Source organism: Pseudomonas sp. SDO5271_S396 (assembly GCF_054071795.1).
Window position 1 is genome coordinate 1 of record NZ_JBSVWB010000087.1, and the last position, 11,950, is coordinate 11,950.

The following is an 11,950-nucleotide window of genomic DNA, read 5'->3' on the forward strand; positions in this document are numbered from 1 at the left end:
GCGGTAGATCAGCAACAAACTCCTTGACTGACAGATCGCTATCGCAGGCAAGCCAGCTCCCACAGGGGATGTGTGCAGTCAGATAGGCCGCACAAAAAAGGCGACCCGAAGGTCGCCTTTTTCAACACAGCACTGATCAGAACTCGTGATCGGCGTTGTCCGGGTTCAGGTCGCTGATGCCCAGCTTGCCGGCGGCGGCTTCGATCGAACCGGTCTGCTTGACCAGGGCCGCGATGGCATCGCGGACGATCTGGTTGCCCGCGTCGTTGCCGGCCGCGATCAATTGGTCGTAGTGCTCGCCCTTGTCGGCGTGGTCAACCATGACCTGGATCTTCGCTTCGGTGGCGGCCAGGTCCGCTTTCAATGCGGTGTCGGCAGCCGGGTCGACCTTGGCCACCAGGGACGACAGGCTGGCGCCGGTCAGCTTGGTACCGTCGACACGGGTGTACTCGCCCAGGTAGACGTTGCGGATACCCTTGGCGTCGTAGAAGTGCGAGTTGTGGGTGTTGTCGCTGAAGCAGTCCTGCTCGTCTTCCGGCGAGTTGGCCTCCAGGGAAACCTTCATGCGTTCACCAGCCAGCTCGCCCAGGGACAGGCTACCCATGCCGAACAGCATTTTGCGCAGGCCGTCGGTGGCAGGTTCTGCCTCCAGGGTGGCGCGGTAGTTGTCTTCGACGTTGGGTTTCCAGTTGCCGACCATTTCTTCCAGGTCGCTGACCAGCAATTGGGTCACGGCACTCAGGTAGGCACGGCGACGCTCATTGTGGCCGCCGGTGGCGCCGTCGCCAGTCAGGTAGTCCGAGGCAGGGCGGTTGCCGGCGCCCGGGCCGGTGCCGTTCAGGTCCTGGCCCCAGAGCAGGAATTCGATGGCGTGGTAGCCGGTGGCGACGTTGGCCTCGGAACCGCCCAGCTCGTTGAGACTGGCAAGTTTTTCCGGGGTGATGTCCTTCACGTCGACCTTGTCTTCGCCGACCTGGATCTCGGTGTTGGCGATGATATTGGCGGTGGCGCCCGGGTTACCCAGGGCGTGCTCGTAGGACTTGTCGACGTAGTCGATCAGGCCTTCGTCCAGCGGCCAGGCGTTCACCTGACCTTCCCAGTCGTCGATGATGGTGTTGCCGAAGCGGAACACTTCGCTCTGCAGGTAAGGTACGCGGGCGGCGATCCAGGCAGTGCGCGCGGCTTTCAGGGTTTCGTCGTTCGGTTTGGCGAGGAACGCGTCGATGGCGGTTTGCAGGGTTTTCGCCGTGGACTCGGCGTCGCTGTACACCGCGAACACCATGTCTGCGTAATGCGCGACCACGGCCTTGGCGGCTGCTTCGTCGACCTGGCCGGCAGGGGTGGCAGCCGCTGGAGCTGCAGTGCTGGCAGCCGGGGTCGGCGCCTGAGGCGCGGCGGCCTTGTCTTTACCTTCGCCGCAGCCGGCGAGAGAAATGGCAATGGCCAGCAGACTGGCGGTGGCCAGGGGCATACGAATCATGGCGAACATCCTGCTTCGGTTGTTGAAAGGGCGCGCGGGGGAGCGCAAAAACTGCGACATAATGCGAAAGATTTGCATTTTGTGTAAAGCGTTATGCGCGCGAAATATTCAGTATCGTTTTGCGTTGTCAGAGAATCACTGCGTTATTACGCTCCGACTGCTTCAGGAACGCTGCCAGCTCCCGCGCCTGCAAGGGTTTGCTGTAGTGGTAGCCCTGACCTTCATGGCAGCCTTCGGAGATGATGTACGCCTCCTGCTCGGCGGTTTCCACGCCTTCGGCGATCACCTGCATGCCCAGGCTTTTGCCCAGCTGGATAATGGCGCGCACGATGGTGGCGTCGTCGTCATCGTCCAGCAGGTCCTGGACGAAGCTTTTGTCGATCTTGATCTTGTCCAGCGGCAGGCTTTTCAAGTAACTCAGGGATGAGTAACCGGTGCCGAAGTCATCGATGGCAATCAACGCCCCCGAACGGCGCAGGCTCAGCAGGTGCTGGGCGGCGGTGCTGATGTCTTCCATCAGGCCGGTCTCGGTGACTTCCAGCTCCAGGCTGCGCGGCGGCAGGCGGTAGATCTGCATCAGGTTATTGACCACTCTCGGCAACTCGGTGTGGTGCAACTGCACGGTGGACAGGTTCACCGCCATGCGCAGCGCGGTGAAGCCCAGGTCGTGCCATTCGCGCAACTGGCGACAGGCCTGGTCCAGCACCCATTCGCCAATCGGGATGATGGTGCCGTTCTGCTCGGCCAAGGGGATGAACAGGTCCGGCGGGACCAGGCCGTGTTCCGGGTGCTGCCAGCGGATCAGTGCTTCCACACCGACCACGCGGTGGTCGCGGTAGCTGATCTGCGGTTGGTACACCAGATGAAACTGGTTACGCGCCAGGGCATCGCGCAAGTCTTTTTCCAGCTCGCGACGCCGGCGCATTTCGCTGTCGACGCTGGCGATATAGAACTGGTAGCGGTTGCGCGAGCGGCTCTTGGCCAGGGTCATGGTCTGTTCGGCTTTCTGCAGCAGCTTCTCGGTGCTGTCGCCGTCTTCGGGAAACAAGGTGATGCCGATGGTGGCCCGCAGGCGAATCTGTTCGTGGTCGAGGGCGAATTCCGCTTCCAGGTCATCCAGGATGCTTTGCGCCAATTCGGCGGCTTCGTAGGGCTGATCGATATCAGCCTGCACCAGCGCGAACTGGTCGCCACCCAGGCGGGCGAGGGCGCCCAGGCGACCGCTGTGGGCGCGCAACCGGTCAGCCAGGGCCAGCAGCAACTGGTCGCCGGCCTGGTAGGTGAACTGTTCGTTGACGCTCTTGAAGTCATCCAGCCCCACGCACAGTACGGCGACCCGCCGCTGCCGACGACCGGCGTCGATCAGGATCTTGTCCAGTTGCTCCTGCAATTTCTGGCGGTTGGGCAGACCGGTCAGGAAGTCGTACTGGGACATGCGCAGCAGGCTGGTTTCCGCCTCATGGCGCAGATGGGTATTGCGTTCGATGGATTCGAGCAACTGGTTGGCGGTGTTGATCCACAGCCCCAGCTCATTGCGTTCGTGGCCCTTGAGCTGCGGGATCTTGTGTTCGCTGGGGCGGTCCGGGTTGATGGCGGTCAGGTGTTCGATGATCCGCGACAGAGGTTTGGTCAGCAGCCAGTGATAGACCAGATACAGCACCAGGCCCATGGCCAGGGCGCGCAACACACCGGAAATGAAGATGATCACCGAATTGACGATGAACCCCTGGCCGTAGGTGGCCGTGTCGAGGGTGATACTCAAGTCGCCGTAATATTCGCTGTAGGGGCCTTTGCCGACCAGGGGCGTGGTGAAGGTGCGTTCCTGGCCAAGAATCAAGTCGGTCAGCCAGCGGCTGGGCGCCTGCTGCAAGGCGCGGCTTTTTTCCGCCAGCATGGTCTCGTTGGGGTGGCCGATGGAGGCCATCCGCACGGCGTCATCCTGAAACAGACCTTCGATGACCTGCATGCCCATCTCGCGGTCCAGGCTGTAGACGGCCTGGGTCGACGGGTCGCGAAACATGTCGAGGATGCGCGTCGCATCACCGGCCACGGCCTGGCGCGTCTTGTAGGCATCGAAAACGATCTGCGCCACGCTCAGCGCCACACCCACGATCAATGCCGACAGCAGCACAACCCGTAGCAACTTCACCGACAAGCTGTTCTTGAGTTCCAGCTTCAAAGGGTCATTCCTTGTTCCTTGCGGGTAGCCTCAATATGCCATGAGTATTGGCAATCTGGTGAGGGCAGTCAAAGGGACATTGGGGGATAGGCCCAATTGAGTTTTTGGCGCGAGGGGCTTGGGAGGCATCAAGAAGGGGCGGTGTGTGTCAGAGGGCGCCAAGGCGCTAAGGCCAGGTTATTGAGAAGGCCGGGCGGGCCGGCCTTCCAGGGTGAGGCGCCCGGAGTCAGTCGTAAGTAATCTGAGCTTGTGACTGCACCCCGGTATCTCCTGGTTTTTGTGCAGCGTCAGGGAGCTTGTCCAGCAGTGTGCTTGCCAGGTCCATGCCACCCTTTAGCACATCCAAGCCTTTTTCAAGAATGTTCGTAGCCATGGGGACAGCACCTAACGCCAACGAAATAGGATCCATAGTGATTCTCCACATTTGATTTAGAGGTTTATTCCTCCCGCGACTTGAGTGGAGATGTTTCCAGGAAGAGTTCCATGATTCTTCGCTCGCCGTGTGAAATGACGCGCATAAAAAAGCCCGGCAATCGCCGGGCTCTTTTTACTGCAAGCGGTGCTTAGGCAGTGAAGGTCTTGCCTTCGAACTGCTCAGCCACGAACTTCCAGTTGACCAGGTTCCAGAACGCTTCCACATACTTTGGACGCACGTTGCGGTAGTCGATGTAGTAGGCGTGTTCCCAGACGTCGCAGGTCAGCAGCGGGGTGTCGCCGCTGGTCAGCGGGTTGCCGGCGCCGATGGTGCTGGCCAGGGCCAGGGAGCCGTCAGCCTTTTTCACCAGCCAGCCCCAACCGGAACCGAAGGTGCCGACGGATGTCTTGGTGAATTCTTCCTTGAACTTGTCGAACGAACCGAAGGCTGCGTTGATGGCTTCAGCCAGCGCGCCGGTTGGTTGACCGCCGGCGTTTGGCGCCAGGCAGTTCCAGTAGAAGGTGTGGTTCCAGACCTGAGCGGCGTTGTTGAAGATGCCGCCCGAAGAGGATTTGACGATCTCTTCCAGGGTTTTGCCTTCGAACTCGGTGCCTGGCACCAGGTTGTTCAGGTTCACGACGTAGGTGTTGTGGTGCTTGTCGTGGTGGAACTCCAGGGTTTCCTTGGAAATGTGCGGCTGCAGGGCATCGTGTGCGTAGGGCAGCGGCGGCAATTCGAAAGCCATGTTGATTCTCCTAATCAGGTCAGTTGCGGTGAGCGCAAGGCCGATCACGGGCGGCCAAACAAGCGCCGGGGAGTTTGTACTCTTTGCGGCGCAGGGGCTGGATCATAGCACCGGGGGTGCGGCAAAACCACGCAACAACTGTGTGGGATAGAGGTTCCAGAGCGTTTTGGAATATGCCTCAGGCGCTGATCAACTGATAGGCCACGCTGAACATCATCGCCGCCACCAACAGGTCCAGCAGACGCCAGGTTGCCGGGCGTGCCAACCAGGGAGCGAGCCATGCCGCGCCGAGCGCCAGGGTGGAGAACCACAGCAGCGAAGCGCTGGCGGCGCCGGCCACATAGGCGCCGGGCTCGGTTTGCTGAGCGCCGAGCGAGCCGATCAGCAGCACGGTGTCCAGGTACACGTGCGGGTTGAGCAGGGTCACGGCCAGAGCGCTCAGCAACACGGCGCGCAGGGAGCGCACCTTGAGCGTGTCGCCCTGATCCAGGCTTTGTTTCGAACAGGCGCGGCGCAGGGCACAGGTGCCATACCACAACAGAAACGCCGCGCCGCCCCAGCGCGCCACCGCCAGCAACACCGGGCTTTGCGCCAGCACCGTCGCCAGGCCGAATACCCCGGCGGCCACCAACAGCGCATCACAGACCACGCACAGCGCCGCCACGGGCAGGTGATGTTCACGGCGCAGGCTTTGCGCCAACACAAACGCATTCTGGGTGCCGATGGCCATGATCAGGCCGAGGGCCACCAGCAGTCCGTTCAAGTAGCTTTGCCACATGAGCTTTACTCCGCGTCCGCTGCCAGTTGCCGCAGGACGTCCATGGCGCGCTGCGCATCGTCACGGCCCACGAACAGGTGATCGTGGTAATAGCCGGCGATCACATTGCAACTGATACCGGCCTTGCCCAGCGCGGTGGCGAATGCGGCGGTCAGGCCGACGGCCTCCAGCGCCGAATGCACGTTCAGAGTGATCCACGCCGCCACGTAGTCGAAGGCCAGTCCGGCCCGTTCGGCTTGCCGGCGTTCGACGATCAGCGTCAGACCCTCCTGCTCGCGGAAGCTGCCAACCACCTCGCAACCGGCAGGGATGCGGTGGTCGGGCAGGGTGCAGAACACATAATCGCCGTCATTCAGGTGAGGGCTCATGCTGCGCAGCAGGGTGGTCAGGGTGGTTTCGCCGGCCATGTGAAGATTCCTTGATAAAGAGAGAAGCCATGCTGGTCATTTTCCCGGGCTAAGCTGTATAAGAAAAACCAATATTGCTGATCGCTCATTAGAGAAACTGATGTTCGACTATAAATTGTTGTCCGCCCTCGCGGCGGTGGTGGAACAGGCCGGCTTCGAACGCGGGGCGCAGGTGCTGGGGCTGTCGCAATCGGCGATCTCCCAGCGCATCAAACTGCTGGAAGCCCGTATCGGTCAGCCGGTGCTGGTGCGGGCCACGCCGCCGACACCCACCGACATTGGCCGACGCCTGCTCAACCATGTGCAGCAGGTGCGGTTGCTGGAGCGCGACCTGCAAGGCCAGGTGCCGGCGCTGGATGAAGAAGGCATGCCCGAGCGCCTGCGCATCGCTTTGAATGCCGACAGCCTCGCCACCTGGTGGGCCGCTGCCGTCAGTGACTTTTGCGCCGAACAGCACCTGCTGCTGGACCTGGTGGTGGAAGACCAGACCGTCGGCCTCAAACGTATGCGCGCTGGTGAAGTGGCGGCCTGTATTTGCGCCAGCGAACGCCCGGTGGCGGGCGCCCGCAGCCTTCTGTTGGGGGCCATGCGCTACCGGGCGCTGGCCAGTCCGGCATTTATAGCGCGGCATTTCCCCGGTGGCGTTCAAGCCGATCAGTTGGTACGCACACCGGCACTGGTGTTCGGCCCGGATGATTTCCTGCAACATCGCTACCTGGCTTCCCTCGGCGTGGACGGTGGTTTCGAGCACCATTTATGTCCTTCGTCCGAAGGTTTCATCCGCCTCACCGAAGCGGGGCTCGGCTGGGGGCTGGTGCCTGAACTGCAAGTGCGCGATCAACTGAAGCGGGGCGTATTGGTGGAGCTGTTGCCCGATAAGCCGATCGATGTGCCGTTGTACTGGCATCATTGGCGCAGCGGCGGACAATTGCTCGGTCTGTTGACCGACCATTTGGCCGAGGCGTGTGGCCAATGGTTGGTGCCGTTCGAGTGACGGCAGGCGTCAAGGCAGCAGCGATGAAAAATGAAAGTACACGGGGTAATACATGAAAATTCTGGTCACCGGCGCAAGCGGCTTCATTGGTGGACGCTTTGCGCGTTTCGCCCTGGAGCAGGGCCTGGACGTGCGGGTCAACGGGCGACGCGCCGAAGGTGTGGAGCACCTGGTACGGCGCGGCGCCGAGTTTATCCAGGGTGATCTGAACGACGCCGACCTGGTGCGCGAGCTGTGCCGCGATGTCGAAGCGGTGGTGCATTGTGCCGGCGCGGTGGGGTTGTGGGGCAAATACCAGGACTTCCATCAAGGCAACGTGCTGGTCACCGAAAATGTCGTCGAGGCCTGTCTCAAGCAACGTGTCGGGCGGCTGGTGCACCTGTCGTCGCCGTCGATCTATTTTGACGGGCGCGACCACCTGGGGCTGACCGAGGAGCAAGTCCCCAAGCGTTTCAAGCATCCCTATGCCGCCACCAAGTACCTGGCCGAACAAAAGGTGTTCGGTGCCCAGGAGTTCGGCCTCGAGGTGCTGGCCCTGCGCCCGCGCTTCGTCACCGGCGCCGGTGACATGAGCATCTTCCCGCGCCTGCTGAGAATGCAGCGCAAGAACCGCCTGGCCATTGTCGGCGACGGTCTGAACAAGGTCGACTTCACCAGTGTGCACAACCTCAACGAGGCCTTGCTGAGCAGTTTGCTCGCCACCGGTTCGGCGCTGGGCAAGGCCTACAACATCAGCAATGGCACGCCGGTGCCGGTGTGGGATGTGGTGAATTATGTGATGCGCCAGATGGAAATGCCCCAAGTGACCCGGTATCGCTCCTACGGCCTGTCCTACAGCGTGGCGGCGTTGAACGAGGCCTTTTGCGCCCTGTGGCCGGGGCGCCCGGAACCGGCCCTGTCGCGGCTGGGCATGCAGGTCATGAACAAAGATTTCACCCTCGACATCAGTCGCGCGAGGCATTATCTGGACTACGACCCCAAGGTCAGCCTGTGGACGGCCCTCGACGAGTTCTGCAGTTGGTGGAAAGCCCAGGATCCGGGGTTGAAGTAGGTTCACAACCGGCAACACATCGGGAACCGAATTCGCGGTTCCGGGTCGATCAGTGCGGCGGGACTGCGGTTTATACTCCCGTCGCCATCTCTCCGATTCAGGGTTGATTCATGCGCAACGATGCCAACGACGACTTCGACAACGTTCCCAGCCTGCGGGCCGATCACGGGGACGATGATGATTTCGAACCTTCCGCCGCCACCTCCGTACGCTCGCGCACGACGCCGGTGCTCAAGGTCAAGAGCGCCAGTACCGGCCCATTGTGGGCCTTGATCGGCGCGCTGCTGATCGCCTTCGCTGGTCTTGCCTGGTGGAGCTTCCAGCAGATTTCCCTGATGGGCCAGCAATTGGTCGCGACCCAGGAAAGCTTTGCGCGCATCAGCGAAGAAGCGGCGGGACGCCTGCAGGATATTTCCGGCAAGGTGGTGGCCAGTGAGGCCAGTGTGAACAATGGCAGCGAAGCGCTTAAATTGCAGATCAAGCAACTGGAAAGCCAGTTGCAGGAGCAGGGCAAGCAACAGGTCGGCGTGGCGGGCCAGGCCACCGAGCTGGACAAGCGCCTGGCGCAAATGACCGCCAGCACCACCGACCTGTCCAACGCCAACAGCAAGCTGCAAGGCCAGGTGCAGGCATTGACCGATGCGGTTGCCACCCTCAAGGCGGCGCAGGGTGATGCCGGCAAGCGCGACACCGAAATCAAGGACCTCTCCGCCGATGTCGCTGCCTTGAAGAAGCAGGGCAACCCGAGCGCGGCCATCGCCCGTCTCGAACAGGACCTGGTGGTACTCAAGAGCGCGCAGGACAGCCAGCCGGCCAACAGCGATGCGCCGACCAACAAGGAGTTCGACGTGTTCCGCATCCAGACCACCCGCAACATCACCACCTTGCAGAGCCAGGTGCAGAACCTGCAACAGCAACTCAGCGCGCCAGCGCGCGGCCAGTAACGCCGGCGATCGTTCCCACGCTCTGCGTGGGAATGCATCCCCTGACGCTCCGCGTCACCTTGAGCCCGGTGTGGTCAGCAGGGCGCAGAGCGCCCAAGGCAGCATTCCCACGCAGAGCGTGGGTACGATCGTCCAATGTCACCACTCGGTGACATTTCCCTTGCCCTTCGTTACTTGCCCTCGTGCAGCCCTTGTTTAGACTCCGGGCATCCCACAAAAAACAATAAGGGCTACCCATGACCACGCAACCACTGCCTGCCAGCAGTTGGCTGAACGCTCCTGCCCATCACGCCTGGCTTGCTGCCGAAGGCCAGCGCCTGTTGTCATTCGCCAAGGCTTCCCGACTGCCCGACGGCTTCGGCAACCTGGACGACAAAGGCCGGTTACCGGCCGATGCCCGCGCCGAAACCATGAACACCGCCCGCATGACCCACAGCTTCGCCATGGCCCACGCCTTGGGCCTGCCGGGCTACGCGGAGTTGGTTGAACACGGCGTGGCCGCCCTCAGCGGCCCGCTGCACGACAGTGAACACGGTGGCTGGTTCGCCACGCCCCAGGCCTTGGACGGCAACACCGGCAAGGCCGCTTACCTGCATGCCTTTGTCGCCCTGGCCGCGAGTTCCGCGGTGGTGGCCGGTGCTCCTGGTGCGCAGATCTTGTTGAATGACGCCATCCACATCATCGACCAGTTTTTCTGGAGCGAAGAGGAGGGCGTGATGCTCGAGTCCTTCGCCCGGGACTGGAGCGGCATCGAGGCCTATCGCGGCGCCAACAGCAACATGCACGCGACCGAAGCCTTCCTCGCCCTCGCCGATGTGACCGGTGATACCCGCTGGCTCGACCGCGCACTGCGCATTGTCGAGCGTGTGATCCATACCCATGCCGCCGGCAACCAGTTCATGGTGATCGAGCATTTCGACGCCCATTGGCAGCCTTTGCTTGGCTACAACGAAGACAACCCCGCCGATGGTTTCCGTCCTTATGGGGTCACTCCCGGCCACGGTTTCGAATGGGCGCGGCTGGTGCTGCACCTGGAGGCCGCGCGCCTGCAAGCCGGGCTGGTCACGCCAGACTGGCTGGTGACCGCCGCCAAAGGGCTGTTCGCCAGCGCCTGTGAATATGCCTGGGCCGTGGACGGCGCCCCGGGCATCGTCTACACCCTGGACTGGAACCAGCGCCCGGTGGTGCGCGAACGTCTGCATTGGACTCACGCTGAAGCCGCCGCCGCCGCCCAAGCCTTGCTCAAGCGTACCGGCGAGCTGCATTACGAAACCTGGTACCGGCGTTTCTGGGAGTTCTGCGAAACCCGGTTCATCGACCGGATCCACGGCAGCTGGCATCACGAACTCAGCCCGCACAACCAGCCCAGCAGCAAGATCTGGGGGGGCAAGCCGGACCTGTACCACGCCTGGCAAGCGGTATTGCTGCCGGCGCTGCCGTTGGCGCCCAGCATGGCCAGTGCAATCGGGGCTGGGTGCTATGTCACCAGCTGGTGACATTTGTGCATCCCTTTGTTACCTGCGCCTCAAAAATCCCTGTTTAAACTCCGTGCAGCGCAAGCCTCAGACTTGCATGCATAACAACAAGAAAAGGTACTCAGATGAACGCGATTAATCGCCTCGCCGTTGCTATTTCCATTGCCTCGTTGTTTCCCCTCACTGCGTTTGCAGCCGACTCGAAAGGGACGGTTGAAGTCGTGCACTGGTGGACTTCCGGTGGCGAGAAAGCGGCTGTTGATGTGCTGAAGGCCCAAGTTGAAAAAGACGGTTTCACCTGGAAAGACGGTGCCGTCGCAGGTGGCGGTGGCGCCACAGCCATGACCGTGCTGAAAAGCCGCGCGGTCGCCGGCAACCCGCCTGGCGTTGCCCAGATCAAAGGCCCCGACATCCAGGAATGGGCTTCCACTGGCCTGCTCGACACCGACGTGCTCAAAGACGTCGCCAAAGAAGAAAAGTGGGACTCCCTGCTCGACAAGAAAGTCTCCGATACCGTGAAGTACGAAGGTGACTACGTCGCCGTGCCGGTCAACATCCACCGTGTGAACTGGCTGTGGATCAACCCGGAAGTCTTCAAGAAAGCCGGTATCACCAAGAACCCGACCACCCTCGAAGAATTCTACGCAGCCGGTGACAAGCTCAAGGCCGCGGGCTTCATTCCGCTCGCCCACGGTGGCCAGCCTTGGCAGGACAGCACCGTGTTCGAAGCCGTGGTTCTGTCGGTGATGGGTGCCGATGGTTACAAAAAAGCCCTGGTCGACCTGGACAACGGCGCACTGACCGGTCCGGAAATGGTCAAGGCCCTGACCGAACTGAAGAAAGTCGCGACCTACATGGACGTCGACGGCAAAGGCCAGGACTGGAACCTGGAAGCCGGCAAAGTCATCAACGGCAAGGCCGGCATGCAGATCATGGGCGACTGGGCCAAGTCCGAATGGACCGCCGCCAAGAAAGTCGCCGGCAAGGACTACGAGTGCGTAGCCTTCCCGGGCACCGACAAAGCCTTCACCTACAACATCGACTCCCTGGCGGTGTTCAAGCAGAAAGACAAAGGCACCGCTGCGGGTCAGCAGGACATCGCCAAAGTCGTGCTGGGTGAAAACTTCCAGAAAGTGTTCAGCATCAACAAGGGCTCGATCCCTGTGCGCAACGACATGCTGAACAAGATGGACTCGTACGGCTTCGACTCCTGCGCCCAGACCGCTGCCAAGGACTTCCTGGCTGACGCCAAGACCGGCGGCCTGCAGCCAAGCATGGCCCACAACATGGCCACGACCCTGGCGGTGCAAGGTGCGTTCTTCGATGTCGTGACCAACTACATCAACGACCCGAAAGCCGACCCGGCCGACACCGCCAAGAAACTCGGCGCTGCGATCAAGTCTGCCAAGTAATACCGGCAGCGGCTTTTTTGTGGGAGCTGGCTTGCTTGCGATGGCATCACCTCGGTGTAGCGGTTACACC

Annotated in this window: 11 protein-coding genes; 5 read left to right on the forward strand and 6 right to left on the reverse strand. The window is 61.7% G+C overall.

The window, feature by feature from the left end; genetic code table 11:
- Positions 1-136: 136 nt before the first annotated feature.
- The 6 genes from ACW9IN_RS29355 to ACW9IN_RS29380 form a co-directional block, all read right to left on the reverse strand.
- Positions 137-1,480, reverse strand: a complete 1,344-nt coding sequence (locus ACW9IN_RS29355; protein WP_457369132.1) for an imelysin family protein — start codon at positions 1,478-1,480, stop codon at positions 137-139.
- Between the two features lie 127 nt (positions 1,481-1,607).
- The gene (locus tag ACW9IN_RS29360; RefSeq protein WP_457369133.1) at positions 1,608-3,659 is read right to left on the reverse strand and encodes a putative bifunctional diguanylate cyclase/phosphodiesterase; all 2,052 of its coding nucleotides are present in this window, start codon (positions 3,657-3,659) and stop codon (positions 1,608-1,610) included.
- 226 nt (positions 3,660-3,885) lie between these two features.
- Positions 3,886-4,032: a hypothetical protein gene (locus ACW9IN_RS29365; protein WP_457369134.1), complete on the reverse strand. Its 147-nt coding sequence runs from the start codon at positions 4,030-4,032 to the stop codon at positions 3,886-3,888.
- 190 nt (positions 4,033-4,222) lie between these two features.
- A complete protein-coding gene (locus tag ACW9IN_RS29370) occupies positions 4,223-4,819 on the reverse strand; it encodes a superoxide dismutase (RefSeq protein WP_017125974.1) in 597 nt (198 codons plus the stop codon).
- Between the two features lie 178 nt (positions 4,820-4,997).
- Complete coding sequence (locus tag ACW9IN_RS29375; RefSeq protein WP_457369135.1) at positions 4,998-5,597, reverse strand: LysE/ArgO family amino acid transporter; 600 nt, start codon at positions 5,595-5,597, stop codon at positions 4,998-5,000.
- A gap of 5 nt (positions 5,598-5,602) precedes the next feature.
- Positions 5,603-6,004, reverse strand: a complete 402-nt coding sequence (locus ACW9IN_RS29380; protein WP_457369136.1) for an ACT domain-containing protein — start codon at positions 6,002-6,004, stop codon at positions 5,603-5,605.
- 100 nt (positions 6,005-6,104) lie between these two features.
- Between ACW9IN_RS29380 and ACW9IN_RS29385 the strand changes: the two genes are divergently transcribed.
- The 5 genes from ACW9IN_RS29385 (at position 6,105) to ACW9IN_RS29405 (ending at position 11,880) form a co-directional block, all read left to right on the forward strand.
- On the forward strand, positions 6,105-6,998 hold the full coding sequence (locus tag ACW9IN_RS29385; RefSeq protein ID WP_457369137.1) for a LysR family transcriptional regulator ArgP: 894 nt from the start codon (positions 6,105-6,107) through the stop codon (positions 6,996-6,998).
- A 52-nt stretch (positions 6,999-7,050) separates the two neighbouring features.
- Positions 7,051-8,049, forward strand: coding sequence for an NAD-dependent epimerase/dehydratase family protein (locus tag ACW9IN_RS29390; RefSeq protein ID WP_457369138.1), 999 nt, complete (start codon positions 7,051-7,053; stop codon positions 8,047-8,049).
- Between the two features lie 110 nt (positions 8,050-8,159).
- Complete coding sequence (locus ACW9IN_RS29395) at positions 8,160-8,993, forward strand: ATPase (protein ID WP_457369139.1); 834 nt, start codon at positions 8,160-8,162, stop codon at positions 8,991-8,993.
- Positions 8,994-9,229: 236 nt separating this feature from the next.
- On the forward strand, positions 9,230-10,489 hold the full coding sequence (locus tag ACW9IN_RS29400) for a D-mannose isomerase (RefSeq protein WP_457369140.1): 1,260 nt from the start codon (positions 9,230-9,232) through the stop codon (positions 10,487-10,489).
- Positions 10,490-10,593: 104 nt separating this feature from the next.
- The gene (locus tag ACW9IN_RS29405; protein ID WP_457369141.1) at positions 10,594-11,880 is read left to right on the forward strand and encodes an ABC transporter substrate-binding protein; all 1,287 of its coding nucleotides are present in this window, start codon (positions 10,594-10,596) and stop codon (positions 11,878-11,880) included.
- The last annotated feature ends 70 nt before the right edge of the window (positions 11,881-11,950 follow it).